Below are 17,532 nucleotides of genomic sequence, written 5' to 3' on the forward strand. Positions count from 1 at the left end.
AGCCACGGCGAGCGCGGTTTATGGGGCGGCTTATGGCGGAATGATAGGGTTGACCTCACAGGCGGCGGTGGCCTTAGTTGAAAATAAAGGGGATCTTACCAAGACACTGGCTGCCTTAGCGAAGCGCGAAGCCGTCAAATCCCTCGTGACTCAAATCGCCGTGGGTGGCGCATTAGGGGGCTTAGACCACACGATGGGTTGGGGAAAATTAGTGGAGGGAAAAGGCGTTGTCGATCCGCTAAAAGCGCAGCTTCCCTTATTGAGTAATCAGAATTGGAGTCAGGTGGCCCAGCGTGTTGCGGCACAATCCATCGTGAGCTCGACAATAGGGACGGCGATTAACGGCGGCAGTTTTACGGATAACCTGCAAACCGCGTTGTTGAGCAATATAGGTAACCAGATTAATGCGGAAGGTGCCAAACTGATTGGTGATAATGGGGAGATTTTAGGCCATTCAGGCAAGATATTGAGCCATACGGTTGTGGCAGGCATTAGCGCTGAAATTGCCGGCGGGGATGCTAAAGGGGCGGCTGTAGGTGCGCTGGCGGCTGAATTAGCGGCAATCACAATGGAAAGCCGGCTATTTGAACCGGCGTATAAGAATGAAACAGAGCGACAAATCCATAAGCTTCAGGAAGCGCTGACGGGTAATGAAGTTAAGGCCCAGACAGCCAAATTTATCGGGGCATTGTCAGGTGCACTGATTAGCCATACCCCGGAAGGCGCTTACAGTGCGGCAAACAGCGCGGAGCTTGTCTATCGTAATAACATGACTGAGCACATGTTGTATCAGTTGTCGGTAGATAATCAAAAAGACATCTTAGCGGCAGGAAAAGGGGATAAAGCTGCGGAAGCGCGCGTCATTGCACGGCAGGATGCGGCGATTGCCGTCACCGCAGTGGCGGCGGGCGGTTACGCGCTGGTTTATGGCGGTCAGATAATGATTGCCGCCTCGGCTGAAATGGCAATGGCAGGGCGTGTTGCGCTTGAGGGCTGTAAAACCAATCCGGCGCTATGCCTGAATAACGTCGGCATTTTTGTTGCTGATGCGGTTGCGCCAGAAGCGGCGGTTGGGACCGGAGTTTTGGCTGCGGGAACGGTAAAGGTATTAGGTAACACCAAAGAAGGTGCCAAGGATTTGGCTGAAGGATTGAGTCATGCGGGTATGCAGGTCGCTGAGGCATTAACACCGGGTGGTGTGGGTGCTGCGGGTATAATCGGTGCGGGTAAAACTGCGGCGGAAGCGGTACAAACAGAAGCTGTAGCGGTTATTGCAGCTAAAAATCTGCTTAATAAGTCTGTTGCTCAAAAAATAGATGCAGGGAAATTTGGCAAATTAGGGTTAGCCGAACTTGCTGAAACAGGAACTAAAATTGATCCGGCAGCTAAAGCTGGAAATTTCACTGTTGCTGGTAGAGCTTTGCAGAAGCATGGAAGCCGTGAGGGCAGCGCATTCCCTGCTGCTAAAGGAAATCCAGAACAGGTTAATCAGCAAGGACAAAAAATCTTGGAGGAGATAATTAAAACACCAAGAGCTAAGGTTCAACAAGGTAATCGTTTTGGTGGTTTTGATATAGTAGCACCGGATGGTCGTGGGGCGAGATTTGATCCTCAAGGTAACTTTCGTGGATTTTTGGAGCCATAATGAATAATAGGTATCAACTGAAAATTGTCATAGCAAGCGATATAGATTACGAATGTTTGGTAGCTGAAATTTATTGTAATGGAGAGTTTTTTGCTCTTTTGCAACAAGAAGAGGGGGTTGAAAATATTAAGGTAGAATTTTCTCCTAGCACCAGAATAATTGATCTTGATTGGCTTCAATATGCTTTATCAAAAGCCAAAGAACATTTATTGAACAATTGAACTCGCTCTTGCTTTGTGAACTGAACCTTAATTTTTGGGCAGTTTCATCGGCGGCTAACTTTGTTTAGGTCCAGACCAGATATAACTAACTGAGTGTATTAAGGAAAAAGCATGTTTATGGTCAGATTTCATGATAGAGAATGTTGTTGCTGAAAATAATGTTCTAGGAGCAGCAACTGGCTCAGACTTGGGGGATTTTGGTTAAGCAAAACACTAGACTGCGATATGACCTTATAAGGCTAATATTACTAAAGGTATAGCTAAGGGCGACAGGTGTTACGGGAGCCTTAGTTGAAAATAAAGGGGATAAAGCTGCGGAAGAGCGCGTCATTGCGCGGCGGAATGCCGCGATTGCCGTCACCGCAGTGGCGGCAGGCGGTTACGCGCTGGTTTATGGCGGTCAGATATTGATTGCCGCCTCGGCTGAAATGGCAACGGCAGGGCGTGTTGCGCTTGAAGGCTGTAAAACCAATCCGGCGTTGTGCCTGAATAACGTGGGTATTTTTGTCGCTGATGCGGTTGCGCCAGAAGCGGCGGTTGGGACCGGAGTTTTGGCTGCGGGAACGGTAAAGGTATTAGGTAACACCAAAGAAGGTGCCAAGGATTTGGCAGAAGGATTGAGTCATGCCTCAAACCCGCTGTTAAAAAATGCTAAGCCTGATAATGATGCTGTAGCTAGTTTGATCGAAAATGAGAAGTTGTATGCTGGAAAGGGGGCGACACAAGCTGGAAAAGATGCAGGTTCATTAACAGGATACCCAGCCAAAATATCTCCTAATGCTTCTACAGAACAAATACGTTCATTAACAAGGGAAAATGAGAGTGCCAAGATATTGGCTCAAAATGGTTATCATGTCGAACAAAATCCGAAAGTTATAGGAGATAAAAACCCCGATTATAAAATAAACGGGGAAATTTTCGATAATTATGCCCCTAGCTCTAGCAGTGTTAGGAATATTTGGAGTGAAGTAAAAGGTAAAGTAGATGAAGGACAAACTAAAAATGTTGTCATCAATATATCAGATACTAAAGTGACCTTAAATGATTTAAAAAATCAATTCAGTAAATACCCAATTAATGGTCTTGATAAAATCATAGTAATAGATAAACTTGGCAAACCAATTAAACTGAAATGAGGATAAAATGGCTATTAATTTAGTATGTTATACAACTATAGGACCCTCAACCTTACAAAATAAGGTAAATGAGTTTGTTTCTAAATATTCAAGTTTATTCCCTGGCGAATATATTGTATATCCAGTTAGAGAACCAGATGAGATTCAAAAAGAGATTTCAAATGAAAACAATTTAGATCCTTTGTCTATATTTAGGATTGCGATGAATAATAAAGAATCAAAAATATCTATAACAGATATGGCTAATTTATTAAAAAAAGAGTTAGGTGCTTCAAATATTATTGTTCTTTTTGAAGGTGAAATTTTAATTTAAATATTGTTCCACGATCACCCATGAACTCCTCCCCCGAATGTTAGACAAACATATAACATTCGGGGGAAAGTTCATCCAATCGGGGGCTATATTCTTCTATTTTTATGACAACCGGTCTACCAGCATAAAAACCGAGCTGTTCCAGTCAGAACCCTTTAATAGTGAGTTGAGGTCTGGGCACTGATTAGCTATACCCCGGAAGGCGCTTACAGTGCAGCGAACAGCGCAGAGTTTGTCTATCGTAATAACATGACTGAGCATATACTGTATCAGTTATTGGTTGACAATCAAAAGGATATATCAGCGGTGGAATGCAGCAGGTGCCAAGAATCTGGCAGAAGGATTGAGTCATGCCTCAAACCCGCTGTTAAAAAATGCTAAGCCTGATACTGATGCTGTAGCTAGTTTGGTGAATAATACACGGAATCAATCTACAAATATACGAGTAAATGAAATATCAGAATTATTTGAATATAATCACCCAAGAACGGGGATCCAGATCGGTGATAGGACATTGATTGAGATGCCAAATAAAGGAAATGCGAAAATATTTAGTGGTGCTTCAGAAGCTGAAGTTAAACAGTATTTTATGGAGCTTACTGGAAGTGAAAATTTACCAGCAGGGAGAAGCATTCCTGGTAAGGGAAATATTTATACAGTTAAAACCCCTAAAGGTACATTTAACCTAAGGGATTTTTCAGCATCATCCAGTGAAACAGGAAGCGCGTGGACCATTGATATACCAAGAGGTGTAGGTAAACCTAACGCTCCTGTTGAAATTAAATTTTTGAAGTGAGGTGCTTTATGAAACTTGTACCTAATTTTGAGCAAATAGTTAATGACTCTAGAGGATTATGGTTGTCTGGCCTGTTTAGTTCAATTATAGGCTGGAATCCTGGTTATGATTTACCGGCATATAAGGAAATGTTTTTTATCACACTGAAAATATTGTTGGATAAGGATATTATACGTTTTTGTGAACCAACAGATCCTCTAGGTCATGATATTACTCATTGGAACACTGATAGTAATACAATAATCCGCTATCTTCGTGAATGTTGGCCAGAAGGTATATCTCATGAAGATGATGAAAATCTGATCACATATTTTTATGAAGTTCCAGCCATTCTATGGTCAGATGGTACTGGCAATTATTTAGGCTCCTAACGGCAGATTAGCTCTTAGTCATTGTGAAGTGATCTTAAAGAGTTGGATTACACTAAGCTGTGAGATCTCTGACCTCGCTTGACAGAGTATGATGAGGTTGCGACGGAAGCAGCGGTTGCGAAAATTGAAGTTGTGGTGGTTAATGCGACGAAAAATACTGTTTGGCAAGGCTCTATTGTTCAATCAAGGGTTAATCTCAGAAACGGAGACGGCTCAACGGGTAGTGGACTAGAATATGCTTGGAAAAAGCATGGTGGTGAGTGGGGAGCAAATAAATCTCATTTTACTGTTAGTAAAGATGAGCTGAAAGCAATCCTTCAATCGGATATTGTAGTTAAGTCGCCTGTGCAATATTCCAAAACAACAGGTAATTACATGCGTTCTATTGATATGGGTCGTCCAATAGGAATTGACGCCAAGAGTGGAGGTAAACCTACATCTATAATGACTGTTATTACTGATAAGAATGGAAACTTGGTCAATACATTTCTTGGCAAAACGGGGGTTAACTGAATATGTTTACTTTTGTGTTGTGGGATATTGATAAATATCAGTCAATTAGGCTAATTGAAAACTGTGTAGGGAATGAAGCGTTTTTAGTTCCAATTGATCAGGTGCAATATCCACTTTTATCTGGGCTTACAAACTGTGATGAAGAGTTATATAGCAATGAAGAAGCATTGGAAAAACTATTAGCAGAGGTTAGTGAACTACGTAAAGAAATGCATAACAAAGAAATAAATGATTATCTTCAACAAATTGCATCTATGATTTTTGAAGCTATCAATACACGTAAGAGCATTTTAATAACACCTTTCATTGAGTAAAGGTAGCCCCGGTTTGAACCGTGCTTTTAAATGTCAGACTACCATCTGACATTTAAAAGCACGGTTCATTACAACAAAGGCGAAGTGGCTTATTGGACTGAAAAGTTGCGTCGGGGTGTTGTAGGTTGGGCATCAAATCGTACAGGGAAATCTTGAAGGCTGTAAAACCAATCCGGCGCTGTGCCTGAATAACGTGGGCATTTTTGTCGCTGATGCGGTTGCGCCAGAAGCGGCGGTTGGGACCGGCGTTTTGGCTGCGGGAACGGTAAAGGTATTAGGTAATACCAAAGAAGGTGCCAAGGATCTGGCAGAAGGGTTGAGTCATACCTCAAAACCGCTGTTAAGAAATGCTAAACCTGATACTGATGCCGTAGCTAGTTTGGTGAAGAATGTATCTACAAAAGAGGCCATAACCCCAGTAGTTACGGCTAAATTAGAAGTGAATGGAAAAATATTTATTGATACGAATCAAACAGCAAGAGCTTCTGAACAGGCAAATGCGAAACAAGGTACTCTAATTGCTGACAGAATTTTGGCAAAAAAAATAGCTAAAGGTAAAGAATTACCAAACGGTAATATGGCAACTGCTCATGCGGAGATCGGTGCCATCCAACAAGCCTATGATGCAGGTGTTTCAAAAGGTGCTGATTTAAAAATAACAGTGGTAGGAAAAGATGTTTGTGGTTATTGCAAAGGGGATATTGCAGCAGCAGCCGATGTTGCAGGTGCAAAATCGGTTACTGTCAATGCTGTAGATGATATAACTGGTTTACCGAAAACATATATTTGGCAATCAGGAATGAAATCCTTACGGGAGGTTAAATGAATATAGATATGGTTATTGGGGGATTTAGTCTTACATGTTTAGGAGAGAGAGAGCAGCTCTCCCCGGTTATAAAACCTTCTGAACAGGACCTATACCGATTGTTAGAATATATGCGTGATAGAACCGGTGTATTGACTATAAGAAATAATTTCGCTGATGAATTAGGCCCTTATCAATTATCTTTGTATTCACAAGATAATAATTACCTACTAATATTAAGTGAATTTGATATAGATGGTGAACATAATGTAAGAACACCAAATAATAATAATGCCTCTGGAAATTACATTGATATTTTAGGTGAAATGCATAGTGATAAAACCTTAGTTCAAAATTTCGATTTTATATATCGCGTATTCAAAGAATTTTTTAACACAGGCAATGTATCCAAAGAACTTCTAAATTAAACAACAATCCCGGCACCGTGAGCTGTGCCGGGGCTAAACGGTTCAATGTTTAGTCCTTCTAGACACAGCTAGACAACATGATTGAGCACATGCTGTATCAGTTAATCGGTAGATAATCAAAAAGATATCTTAGCGGCAGGAAAAGGGGATAAAGCTGCGGAAGAGCGTGTCATTGCGCGACAGGAGCTGTAAAAGTATTAGGTAACAGCAAAGAAGGTGCCAAGAATCTGGCAGAAGGATTGAGTCATACCTCAAAACCGTTGTTAAGAAATGCTGAACCTGATATCTATGTTAATCCATTATTCAAAATAACGAATATTCTTAAATCATCGAAAATTTTTAATAACGTGTTGTTGGTTAATTAGCTTTTCTTTAATGCTTAATAACGCTTTATTCTATCAACAAAGGTTAAAAGTTTTTAGGATTAATAAGTCAGAAATATGATAACGGTTAAACAGGTGTTTAACCGTTAACAGCGAGTGAAAACAACTCGTAAAAATAATGATATTAAATTGATTTTAGCGTTAAATTACACTGACGGTATAAAAAGAGAAATGGTTTAAATCAAACAGTAAAAAAGAGATGTTATTAGATGGGCTAAAACGGTGTAAAGCTGGTTTAAGCTATCACGGTTTTATATAATCAATGTAAAATAATAACGCTGAAAGTAATTTAATCCGTATGCCGTTAAATCATTTATTTTAGGGGGGTGTTATTCATGTTTTTCATGATTGATGATTTAATTGGTTTATGAAAAATTTTATTCTTTGGTTTAAGGCGTTATTAAAGGCGATTCCTTTTGAAAAAAATTATCTGATTAACTTATTCATGTTTTTATTTATCCGTTTTCTCTAGGAGACATAAGCATCAATAAAATCAATCTTTGTTTTCAATTTTTCACTGATGGCATTATAATAGGTAGGCTTTAGACTGTTATTAAAAATCATTTTCTTAACTCTTGGGTTAATCGGTATAAAGTTTTAACGATAGTTTTAACGATAGTTTTAACCTGTAAAACCCTTTTTTCGCCTGTTTTTTATTAAGTTTAATCATCATGGCATATTGTGTTTTATGTTTATACCCGTCATCTTTCAAGCTGCCTCTTTGTTGGCTGCACTCACTCACCCCGGTCACATAGTTATCTATGCTCCCGGGGATTCGTTCCCTTGCCGTCGTGATGCAACTTGAAATCCATAGGGTATAGATAAGCTTTTTAAAATCACGCTGTACCTTTTAAAAACGGGCATTAATAATGTGCTGATTTTTTTAATCCTTAGTTAAATCATTGTCGACAAAAAGGTGTTTACGATCGCTAAAAAAGGGAAATGAAAGTAAAAAGAGAAAGTGAATAATGTTAAAAACATAATGTGCTTGTTCTTTTTTCCTGATTTTAAAACCACACTGACAGATAAAAACGGATTTTCTTAACACCTGTTTTATCACCTTGGAATAAAGATGTGGTTAATCATTATCTTAATGAGTGAAAACTACTACAACCATTTGCTTTCAAATGGAATGAAAAATGGCAATCCATATGATTTAACCTGAGCAAATTGGATCGTTGGAGTCAATAATCTGAAATGTGCATGTTCAGCACGTTCATGGTGATCATAAATAATCACCAATATTATAGTCAATAAAGATATAATAACTTATGTGTTTATTCATCTATACCCGTCATCTTTCAAGTTGCCTCTTTGTTGGCTGCACTCGCTCACCCCGGTCACATAGTTATCTATGCTCCCGGGGATTCTCTCCCTTGCCGTCGCGATGCATCTTGAAATCCATAGGGTATATATTAGTGAACGTTGATGGAAAATATAAATTTAAAAAAACACCTTTCTTGAGAATTTTTGTTTTTTTATTGAAGAATAAAAGGCATTTAGAATATTGTTCCCCGTAACAATTTAAAAATAAATTGTTTTTATTTTGTACTGAAAATATTTATATGATTTTTTTGTTTATAATATAAGACTAAATTTATTTGACAGTTTTGTATTTGATGACTATTGTTCTTTCCTGATTTGCGGATGTTATTTCAAATATAATAATATCTTTAGTTATTATATACATTCAATATAAATAGCATTTTGTGATGTTTTTCAATTTGTTGTTTTTATTATGAATTTTAATTTTCATAAATTAATTAATATGGGTGATTATATTTTATTGATAATAAATGGAAACTATTTCTAACGTGATAATTTGTTATTGCATATTTGTTTTTAAATTTAGTGTAAATCTGAGAGTGATTCGTCATTTTAATTACTGATGAATACATAGTTATTTTTTTATAATTGATGTAAATCAGTAAAAATATTTTCACTATAAGAGGTCGGTAATTATTTTTTTCGTCGTTGTTGACAACATATTTAAAATAAATTGGCCGCAGGCCATATAGGAGTAAATAAGTGAAATATGACTTTATTGTCGTTGGTTCAGGGGCAATTGCAGGTTCAATCGCCTATGAGCTGGCAAGCAGAAATCTTTCGGTTTGTAGGGTTGGAGAGACTGATCGAACCAATGCTGCTTCCAAAGCGGCGGGTGCAATGAATGGGTGTTTTGGCGAAATTACCAGTGGCTTATTAGCGAGTGAACACGGTAAGTTGAAATTGAATATGGATTGTATTTCCAAAGAGCTTTGGCCGGCTTGGGCGCAACGGTTAGCTGACGCTTCCGGTGATACCCGATCGCTGTTCACTGCTAAAGGCACTCACGTGATACTGAACACTGCCGGGATGGAAGAGATTGACACTATCAATTATGACGCTATCGAACAAACCCTGAACGATTATGCGGCGCCTTATGAAACCGTTGATCCGCGTGAAATTGAGTGGTTAAAGCCCAACGATTTAGTGCGTCCGCTGCGTGCTTTGTATATCCCTGATGAGCATGCGCTGAACTCGCATTTATTGCTGGAAAAGCTGGATGCGGCATTTGTGGCTGAAGGTGGATGTCTTAAAGAAGAGAATGTTAAGTGTGTGCTGATTGAAGAGGGGTTAGCTACTGGTGTCGAATTGCTCAGTGGCGAACGTTTAATGGCAGATAAGGTCGTCGTGGCTGCCGGTGCACACTCGTTGGATCTGTTATCAAATATACCTTCAGTTGTTCGTCTAATTCCGCCAATCTTTGCCGGTTATGGGGTATCCATTCTGGTCAAGATGCCGAAAGGCAGAGAATTGCCGACCTCAGTCATCCGTACCCCTAACCGGGCATTTGCTTGCGGGCTGCATTGTGTGCCACGTGGTGATGGTGTGCTGTATCTTGGCGCCACCAATATTCTGTCTGAAAAACCACGCAGTCAGGCATTGATTTCTGATGTGCAGTTCTTGTTGGATTGTGCGTTAGATCAGTTGGATATTAACTTACATGATGCTGAGATCCTCTCAATTCAGGTTGGTAACCGGCCAATTCCTGCTGATGGGTTCCCGCTGATTGGCGAATGTGGCGTAAATGGTCTTTGGTTGGCTACCGGAACTTACCGTGATGGCTTACATCAATCACCGTTATTAGCGGATTATGTGGCTAATGCTTTGACGGGAGTAGAAAATACACTCATTAATCTTGATGATTTCAATCCCGTTCGTCCTCCGTTGGTCGGTTTCTCCCGTGACGTGATGGCTAAAGAAACTACCCAACAAATGTTTGCTACCGGTTACGAATATCGTTGGGATATCAAACCTTACTGGCTGCCACTGCTGAATGAAGGGATGATGCGCAATTATCAGAATTTAATTGAGTCTCTTCACCCTCAATTCACGCCACCGCCAGAGTTGGTTGCTTTCTCTCATATTTATGAATCCATGCGTGAACGGTTACGTAGTTATTATGAGGCATGGTCATGAGTTTTTCGCTGAAAGATCAAGTTGTTATTGATAAAGCCAGAGAGTTACTGTCAGAGGCCGGCGTTTGGGATGTGGAAACCGATCTCACGTGCCTGATTGACCGTTATCTGGAAAGGCGTTGTAAAGATCGCGCCCGTGATGAATTTATGCTTGCGGTTCATGAACGCTGTAACCGGGTCCCTCTTGGGCATATTGTCGGTACTGTGGATTTTGATGGATTGCCTCTGACGGTGGGGACCGGGGTATTTATCCCGCGCCCTCATAGTCAAGTTATTCATAAATGGCTGGAGAATGAATATCAAACACCTCCGGGGGCAGTGGTTCTGGATTTATGCTCCGGTAGTGGTGCTATCGGTTTAGCTATTGCTAAACGTCGCCCGGATTTAAAGGTCACTTGCGTCGAATATGATGATGTGGCTTTTCAATACCTGACACGCAATATCTATCGGTTGGCGAATTGGGCGATTAAAGCCGATGCATTAAAAGCAGATTTACGGGATTGGCAAGCATTTTCTCAATTTAATGGATCGGTGGCGTTGATTGTGGCTAATCCACCTTATGTGCCGGAACAGCAGGAAATATTGCCGGAATGGGAGAAGCATCATCCTTATGCGTCGGTGTATTCGGGAGATGATGGGCTTGACTTAACGCGGTTGATTATCAAACAAGCTAAACAGCTACTGCAATCAGAAGGTTGGTTAATTATTGAACATGGTGAAAACCAGGGAGAGTGTGTCAGAACATTATTTTCAGCGTCTGGCTTCTCCTCGGTACGAACCATTATCGATGAAGATATTTCTGATACAACAGGCAGTTCGGTAATCACTGTTGGTTGTAAGCTCATTTGAACTTAGACAGTTGGAGTCTAGATAATGAATGTAAAACACAAGCAGGACTGGATGACAATTCGCCGGTCACGGACAACCGGCGCCTTAGCGCAAGCTATCGACGAAGGTTTGACCAGTTTCACTGTAGTTGAGCGTCAAGGTAAGCAAGTTATTACAGAGGAAGGAAAAGTCTTTACTGAATTTGTTTCCTGCTCTTATTTGGGATTAGAACATCATCCTGCCTTAATTGAAGCGGCAAATCAGGCAATGTCCCGCACAGGGATACATTTGTCATCGTCCCGTGGTGCGATGCGCCCACAATATTTGGGGCAATTGGAGAAACTGCTGGAAGAGATTTATCAGGGTGGTGCCGTTGCGGTGTTTACTTCCACCAGTAATGTTCATCTTGGTGTATTGCCGTTATTGGGGAGTGGCTCTCTACCTAACTATCCTCTTTCCCGGCCGGTACATTGGTTGATGGATAAAACTGCTCATGCCTCTATGCAGGTATTACGCGGTATTCTCGAACAGTTCGGACCAGTATCGCGGGTTGATAGTGTTGATGCACAGTCAGTACAGCAAGCTTTGCAGAACTGTAAGGAGAATCAGCGTACACCTGTCCTGCTGATTGATGGTATTGGTTCAATGAATGGTTTAATTCCGGTTGCGGAATTAACGCGACAATTGGCCGCTGCTGGAGGCTATGTCTATGTAGATGATGCTCATGGTATTTCCATTATGGGACGTCATGGTGCGGGTTATGCTTTTGCCGCACTTGACCATATTTTGCCATCCAACCTCATACTTGCCGGTTCATTATCCAAAGCCTTTGGTGGTGCCGGGGGTTTTGTGGTGGTTGCAGGTGCCGATGATGTCGAAGTGATTAGTACTTTAGCGAATCCTCTGGTTTTTGGTCATTCGATTATGGTGCCGATGTTGGCCGCTAACGTTGCCTCTGCAAGACTTCATCTCAGCCTTGAGATAGAAATCCGGCAGGAACAGTTATGGAAAAACATCAATCTGTTTGATTCTCTGATGGAGAACAGTTTGATGAATGCGGGTGTGCAATCTCCCGTTCGCGGCGCTTTATTCGAAAATGAAGCGGAAGGGCTTGAAGCTGCTCGTTTGCTGCGTGACAATGGCATCTTATTATTCCCAGTATTTTATCCACTGGTCCCGGATGGCAACGCAATGTTGCGCTTTGCTTTCTCTAGTGAGCATAAGGCAGGTGAAATCAAGCAGCTAGCAAATACTTTATTTGAAATAAGGGAAAAAGGACTGAATTGGGTTGAGCCACAGGCTGTAGTTCCACAGGTATAAATGACACCAGCTTACCGATAAATGAAATAAATCAGTGACGAAGATCAAACATATGACTCAAGCAATAATAAATAAACAGGACATATTACAACCTTACAGGGAATCTCTGGATGTTATTAATATGCAGATTTTGGCACTGCTTTCTGAACGTATGAAAGTTTGCATGAAAATCGCTGAGATAAAAGCGGAACAGGATATTCCGATGATGCAGCCACAACGTATTACCTCGTTATTGAATATGTTGCGGGATAAATCAACAGATTTTGGGTTACGGCCTGAATATATTGAATCAATATTTCAACTAGTTATCGAAGAGACTTGCCGTCGAGAAGAAGAGCTGATTGACCAGTTATTACACGAGAAAGTAAAAAATAATGAAAATACTGCTCATTGATAATTATGATTCCTTTACGCAAAACATTGCTCAATATCTGTATGAAGTAACGGGCAGTGTGCCATCCGTAGTCACCAATTCTTTGACTTATGAAGAGTTAACGATAGACGAATATGATGCGGTAGTCCTTTCTCCAGGGCCAGGACATCCGGCTGAAAGCAGTGATTTTGGGGTCTGTGCTGAGGTTATTGCACGTGCCAAAGTGCCACTGTTAGGTATTTGCCTCGGTCATCAGGGTATTTGCCTGGCATTTGGCGGCTTTGTAGAACATGCCCCCAATCCGGTACATGGCTATCGCAGTCGTATCAGGAACACCGGAGAAGGATTATTCCTTGGTTTGCCTGAACAGTTTGAAGTGGTCAGATATCACTCGTTGGTATGTACCCGGTTGCCTGACAGTCTAAAATGTACTGCCTGGACTGATGATGGCTTAATCATGGCAATTGAGCACACTGAAAGGCCAATCTGGGGGGTTCAATTTCATCCTGAATCGATTGATTCTGAATATGGGCGTGAGCTACTTAGTAATTTCGTGCGGATAGCGGAGACGTATAAAGAGAATAACGAACAGGAAGTTACCGCTCAGAATATATGTACTGATATCAATGATGCCTATCTTGCAGTAGGTGGAAGACAATATCTTAACCTGAATTATCGGGAGTGTAAGGAGATAGTCGATCCTGAATCCTTGTTCATTCAACGCTATGGCAATGATACACATGCTTTCTGGCTTGATAGTGAAAATTCTGATAGACCCAATGCCCGCTTCTCAATTATTGGAAGCGGTAATGAACAGGGCGCTATCAGGCTTGAATACTGTGTACAGACGGAGAGTTTGCGTTTAACCGGTCCTGATGGCGAGAGGGTTATTCAGGGAGATTTTTTCTCACAGATGTCTGAGTTGCTTGATAGGGTGGAAATTTTGACACCAAAATCGATGCCATTTGTATTTAAAGGCGGATTTGTTGGCTATTTAGGATATGAATTAAAGGCGCTGACAATTGGCAGCAACAAATACTGCTCAGAATATCCTGATGCCAGCTTAATATTTACTCCGCATTTTTTTGTCTTCGATCATCAGCAGAATAAACTTTATGAATGTTTTATCACACCGATAGGGCAGCCACATAATTGGTCACCGGAACTTTTAGTGACCATTGCAAAAAATACCGGTGAAGTGATACCTGATTTTATTCCCGGAGCTATCGATCAGAATAAAATTTGTCTGGAATATGGCGCTGAGAAGTATATGGATAGAATCCATAAATCACTCCAATACATCACAGATGGTGAGTCCTATGAAATCTGTCTGACGAATAGGGCAAAGATGACTTATTCAGGGCATCCATTGGACGCTTATCGGCGTATGCGTCATGCCAGCCCTGTACCTTATGGCGCTTATTTAGCCTGTGGAGATTTTTTTGTACTCAGCGCATCACCAGAAACGTTTTTACGTATTGATGAGGCCAGAAATATTGAATCCAGGCCGATTAAGGGGACCCGGCCACGAGGAAAAACGGCAGCGGATGATCAGTGTTTGCGGATGGAATTGAGTCAGTCCACTAAGGACAGAGCAGAAAATCTGATGATAGTGGACTTGGTGCGCCATGATCTTAATCAGGTATGTCGTCCAGGCAGTGTGCATGTACCTGAATTATTTAAAGTTGAGAGTTTCTCTTCTGTACATCAATTGGTTTCAACCATACGTGGTGAGTTATGTGAAGAAACGTCATCGATGGAAGCTATCCGGGCATGTTTTCCTGGAGGATCAATGACCGGAGCGCCGAAGAAGCGCACGATGGAGATTATTGACACGTTGGAGTCATCGGCACGTGGTGTTTATTCCGGCGCGCTTGGATGGTTGTCTTTCAGCGGTGAAGTGGAATTGAGCATTGTGATACGTACGGCTGTGTTACATCAAGAGTGTGCTGAATTTGGCATTGGGGGTGCAATTGTTGCTCACTCTGATCCTTATGGCGAATTTGAAGAGACATTGGTCAAAGCTAGCGTGCCATATTTCAGTTTTAGCCATATTGGCGGAGGAAATGTGTGAGTAACCATAAAGTGGTCATTCTTGGTGGGCAAGGTGCTATTGGTTCTTTATTAGAGCGCCTTTTTACTCGCTGTGGTCACATTGTATACAGTGTTGACAAACGAACGCAGGGAGTGCGTTCTCATCACGATCATTCTCATTATTATCAGATTGATATCTTAAATCCGGCTGTTGATGCTGAAGCGGTTTTTAGTGGGGCAAAGGCGGTAGTCTTTGCCTTACCGGAAGCGGTTGCCATACAAGCGTTGCCTTGGGTGTTATCTGCTATTGGTGATGATGTACAGATCGTGTCAACCTGTTCAGTTCAGGCCCCTTTCTATTCTGTATTAAGAACTGCCGCTCCCGGGCAGCCTTTCATGGGTGTTAACCCGATGTTCTCGCCATCTTTGCCGGAGCAAAAAAGGCCAGTTGCAGTCATTCTCGATAACTGTCATGTTAGTGAACATTGGATTGAGCAGGTATTGATGCAGGCTGATATGCGTATCAGTAGGATGATGCCGGAGGAACACGATCGGGTTATGGCGCTTTGTCAGGCTTTGCCCCATGCCGCGATACTGATTTTTGGCTTGGTGTTGGCGAAAAGTCCGTTAGATATTCGTACCTTGGCAACTATTGCGCCACCGCCCATGCGTACAATGTTGGCGTTATTATCAAGGATCTTACGCAATCCAATAGAAGTGTACTGGGACGTTCAATATGAAAATCCGATGGCTGCCGAACCGCGTCGGGAGTTGCTACATGCCATACAACAGTTAGATTCGATAGTACAGGTTGGCGATCAAACTGAATTTGGTTATAACCTCAGAGATATTGCGCAACAACTGGGGGAACAGCTTGATATCAGTGCTGCTGATTGCCAGCATATTTTTTCAACGCTTGAATGATATGGAAAGGAGTTGAGGGGATGTCGTTAAATAGAGTTGCTGAGGCTAACGGGCGGGCAGGACTCAGAAATTGGCTGGGATTACTGATATTGATGTTACCAGTATTGCTAGTGACTGTGGACAATACGATCTTAAGTTTTGCTTTACCAAAAATAGCTGAAGCTCTGGGACCGAGTGCAAGCCAGCAATTATGGATAATTGATGCTTATTCATTGGCATTGGCAGGTTTGCTGGTATCAATGGGAAGTATTGGTGATCGTGTTGGTCATCGTTCATTACTGTTATTTGGATCTTTGGGATTCACGGTTATTTCGGTGTTCACGGCACTGTCAACTTCACCTGAGCAATTGATTTTAGGGCGAGCCGTACTTGGATTTTTTGGTGCGATGCTGATGCCTTCAACTTTGGCTTTGATCAGCGTTCTTTTTGAGGATCGTGAACAGCGTCGATTGGCTGTTGCTATCTGGGCGACAACATTAACTATTGGTTCGGCCGTAGGTCCTGTAGTGGGTGGTGTTCTATTACAATTCTTCGATTGGAGTTCAATTTTTCTATTGGCAGTACCGGTATTAGTGCCATTGTTGATCTTCGGACCGATGTTATTGCCAGAGTCCGATAAAAAACAGACGGGCATTATCGATGTGTATAGCGTTCTGTTATCGATCGTTGCTATGGTTGGTATTGTTTACGCGATTAAACACCTTGCTAGTGATGGGTTTGAAATCAGTGTAATACTCGAACTGTCGGTTGGCCTTATTGCTGGCGTACTATTTGTTCGCCGACAACAGCATCTGCCTGTGCCGTTGATGGATCTTTCCCTGTTCCGCAATGGTATGTTCACTGGTTCGATTATTGTTAACTTACTGAGTTTGGCATTGCTGGTTGGTTTTGTCTTTTTTGCCACACAGGTCTTGCAAATTGTACTCGGTATGGAGCCGATTTTGGCTAGCCTGGCATTGGTTCCCGGACAAATAATGGCAATTGTTATGGGTATGGCGATAGTGCCTATTGCTCAACGGGTGCCTGCTCATTATCTGGTGCCAATTTTGCTGAGTGTTGCAGGTATTGCATTTCTTCTGGTAGCGAGTATCGGCAGTGATTTAGTCACTCTGATTGTTGCTTTCGCATTATTAGATATTAGTGTGGGAGCAATTGCTTCGGTGTCTAACGATTTGGTACTTTCGTCAGTACCCTCCTCTAAAGCAGGAGCGGCATCATCAATAAGCGAAACTGCTTATGAAGTGGGTGTTGTACTTGGCACGACTATTCTGGGGGGATTGGTCACTGCTTTCTATCGTATGACATTGCAATTACCAAATGAGATCTCTCAGGAACAGACGGGATTAGCTTTAGAGACTTTAGCGGGAGCTTACGTTGTAGCGAATTCATTAGCTGAATCAGAGGGGCAGAAGCTGATGACAGCGGCGGCGGAATCATTCACCAGCGCTATTCATATGATGAGCTGGATGACAGTGGTATTAACCGCAGGAGTGGTATTGCTCGCTTGGCGTTTGCTGAAAGCTCCGCAGAAAGAACAGGTGCTTGAGTATTGATAGTTTGACGTGCAGCCATTGGAAATGGCTGCACTGCATCGTGATAATTATTGCCTGTTTCATTAGGTTTTTTTATCGGTCATTTAAGCGTTTATTTGTAAGAAATCTTCTTAT

The 17,532-nt window shown here is 41.8% G+C and carries 18 protein-coding genes; 17 read left to right on the top strand and 1 reads right to left on the bottom strand.

The features are described 5' to 3' along the window. From ACGF49_RS09185 to ACGF49_RS09230, 10 genes are all read left to right on the top strand, one after another. On the top strand, window positions 1-1,645 hold a 1,645-nt coding region (locus ACGF49_RS09185; RefSeq protein WP_387490646.1), incomplete at its 5' end, for a DUF637 domain-containing protein. Next, window positions 1,645-1,866, top strand: a complete 222-nt coding sequence (locus tag ACGF49_RS09190) for a hypothetical protein (protein ID WP_011147751.1) — start codon at window positions 1,645-1,647, stop codon at window positions 1,864-1,866. The genes ACGF49_RS09185 and ACGF49_RS09190, both read left to right, overlap by 1 nt. 407 nt (window positions 1,867-2,273) lie before the next feature. Next, window positions 2,274-3,002, top strand: a complete 729-nt coding sequence (locus ACGF49_RS09195) for a hypothetical protein (RefSeq protein WP_387490649.1) — start codon at window positions 2,274-2,276, stop codon at window positions 3,000-3,002. 7 nt (window positions 3,003-3,009) lie between these two features. Continuing rightward, window positions 3,010-3,315 (top strand): hypothetical protein, encoded by a 306-nt coding sequence (locus ACGF49_RS09200; protein ID WP_387490652.1) that lies wholly within the window; start codon window positions 3,010-3,012, stop codon window positions 3,313-3,315. Window positions 3,316-3,658: 343 nt separating this feature from the next. Then, complete coding sequence (locus ACGF49_RS09205; protein WP_387490655.1) at window positions 3,659-4,111, top strand: hypothetical protein; 453 nt, start codon at window positions 3,659-3,661, stop codon at window positions 4,109-4,111. Between the two features lie 8 nt (window positions 4,112-4,119). Beyond that, window positions 4,120-4,482 carry a hypothetical protein gene (locus ACGF49_RS09210; protein ID WP_387490657.1) on the top strand — a complete coding sequence of 121 codons (363 nt, stop codon included), beginning with the start codon at window positions 4,120-4,122 and terminating at the stop codon, window positions 4,480-4,482. A gap of 78 nt (window positions 4,483-4,560) precedes the next feature. Further along, on the top strand, window positions 4,561-4,995 hold the full coding sequence (locus tag ACGF49_RS09215) for a hypothetical protein (RefSeq protein WP_387490660.1): 435 nt from the start codon (window positions 4,561-4,563) through the stop codon (window positions 4,993-4,995). A gap of 2 nt (window positions 4,996-4,997) precedes the next feature. Beyond that, the gene (locus ACGF49_RS09220; protein ID WP_387490662.1) at window positions 4,998-5,309 is read left to right on the top strand and encodes a hypothetical protein; all 312 of its coding nucleotides are present in this window, start codon (window positions 4,998-5,000) and stop codon (window positions 5,307-5,309) included. Between the two features lie 193 nt (window positions 5,310-5,502). Then, window positions 5,503-6,135, top strand: a complete 633-nt coding sequence (locus ACGF49_RS09225) for a hypothetical protein (protein ID WP_271866075.1) — start codon at window positions 5,503-5,505, stop codon at window positions 6,133-6,135. Continuing rightward, window positions 6,132-6,542 carry a DUF6911 family protein gene (locus tag ACGF49_RS09230; protein ID WP_271866076.1) on the top strand — a complete coding sequence of 137 codons (411 nt, stop codon included), beginning with the start codon at window positions 6,132-6,134 and terminating at the stop codon, window positions 6,540-6,542. Before ACGF49_RS09225 ends, ACGF49_RS09230 begins: the two co-directional genes overlap by 4 nt. 963 nt (window positions 6,543-7,505) lie before the next feature. Here ACGF49_RS09230 and ACGF49_RS09235 read toward each other — a convergent pair. Then, window positions 7,506-7,676, bottom strand: coding sequence for a hypothetical protein (locus tag ACGF49_RS09235; RefSeq protein ID WP_387490665.1), 171 nt, complete (start codon window positions 7,674-7,676; stop codon window positions 7,506-7,508). Between the two features lie 1,277 nt (window positions 7,677-8,953). Here ACGF49_RS09235 and ACGF49_RS09240 point away from each other — a divergent pair. From ACGF49_RS09240 to ACGF49_RS09270, 7 genes are read left to right on the top strand one after another with little or no spacing between them, the layout of a single operon-like run. Beyond that, window positions 8,954-10,387, top strand: coding sequence for an FAD-binding oxidoreductase (locus tag ACGF49_RS09240; RefSeq protein ID WP_113041466.1), 1,434 nt, complete (start codon window positions 8,954-8,956; stop codon window positions 10,385-10,387). Further along, window positions 10,384-11,235, top strand: a complete 852-nt coding sequence (locus tag ACGF49_RS09245) for a HemK/PrmC family methyltransferase (protein WP_113041465.1) — start codon at window positions 10,384-10,386, stop codon at window positions 11,233-11,235. Before ACGF49_RS09240 ends, ACGF49_RS09245 begins: the two co-directional genes overlap by 4 nt. Before the next feature lie 24 nt (window positions 11,236-11,259). Then, a complete protein-coding gene (locus ACGF49_RS09250) occupies window positions 11,260-12,534 on the top strand; it encodes an aminotransferase class I/II-fold pyridoxal phosphate-dependent enzyme (RefSeq protein ID WP_113041464.1) in 1,275 nt (424 codons plus the stop codon). Between the two features lie 34 nt (window positions 12,535-12,568). Next, a complete protein-coding gene (locus tag ACGF49_RS09255) occupies window positions 12,569-12,928 on the top strand; it encodes a chorismate mutase (protein ID WP_113041463.1) in 360 nt (119 codons plus the stop codon). Beyond that, entirely contained in the window at window positions 12,909-14,981 is a 2,073-nt protein-coding gene (gene pabB / locus ACGF49_RS09260) for an aminodeoxychorismate synthase component I (protein WP_113041462.1), read from the top strand. The genes ACGF49_RS09255 and pabB overlap by 20 nt, the downstream gene beginning before the upstream one ends. Then, window positions 14,978-15,865 (top strand): prephenate dehydrogenase dimerization domain-containing protein, encoded by an 888-nt coding sequence (locus tag ACGF49_RS09265; RefSeq protein WP_113041461.1) that lies wholly within the window; start codon window positions 14,978-14,980, stop codon window positions 15,863-15,865. The genes pabB and ACGF49_RS09265 overlap by 4 nt, the downstream gene beginning before the upstream one ends. Before the next feature lie 20 nt (window positions 15,866-15,885). Continuing rightward, entirely contained in the window at window positions 15,886-17,418 is a 1,533-nt protein-coding gene (locus tag ACGF49_RS09270; protein ID WP_113041460.1) for an MFS transporter, read from the top strand. The last annotated feature ends 114 nt before the right edge of the window (window positions 17,419-17,532 follow it).

This window comes from Photorhabdus sp. RM96S (genome assembly GCF_042879335.1).
GTDB lineage: Bacteria > Pseudomonadota > Gammaproteobacteria > Enterobacterales > Enterobacteriaceae > Photorhabdus > Photorhabdus kayaii.

Bases quoted from the DNA above. Each gene is read 5' to 3' on its own strand.
- ACGF49_RS09190 (WP_011147751.1), top strand. From the start codon at position 1,645: ATGAATAATAGGTATCAACTGAAAATTGTCATAGCAAGCGATATAGAT.
- ACGF49_RS09200 (WP_387490652.1), top strand. From the start codon at position 3,010: ATGGCTATTAATTTAGTATGTTATACAACTATAGGACCCTCAACCTTA.
- ACGF49_RS09210 (WP_387490657.1), top strand. From the start codon at position 4,120: ATGAAACTTGTACCTAATTTTGAGCAAATAGTTAATGACTCTAGAGGA.
- ACGF49_RS09220 (WP_387490662.1), top strand. From the start codon at position 4,998: ATGTTTACTTTTGTGTTGTGGGATATTGATAAATATCAGTCAATTAGG.
- ACGF49_RS09230 (WP_271866076.1), top strand. From the start codon at position 6,132: ATGAATATAGATATGGTTATTGGGGGATTTAGTCTTACATGTTTAGGA.
- ACGF49_RS09245 (WP_113041465.1), top strand. From the start codon at position 10,384: ATGAGTTTTTCGCTGAAAGATCAAGTTGTTATTGATAAAGCCAGAGAG.
- ACGF49_RS09250 (WP_113041464.1), top strand. From the start codon at position 11,260: ATGAATGTAAAACACAAGCAGGACTGGATGACAATTCGCCGGTCACGG.
- pabB (WP_113041462.1), top strand. From the start codon at position 12,909: ATGAAAATACTGCTCATTGATAATTATGATTCCTTTACGCAAAACATT.
- ACGF49_RS09270 (WP_113041460.1), top strand. From the start codon at position 15,886: ATGTCGTTAAATAGAGTTGCTGAGGCTAACGGGCGGGCAGGACTCAGA.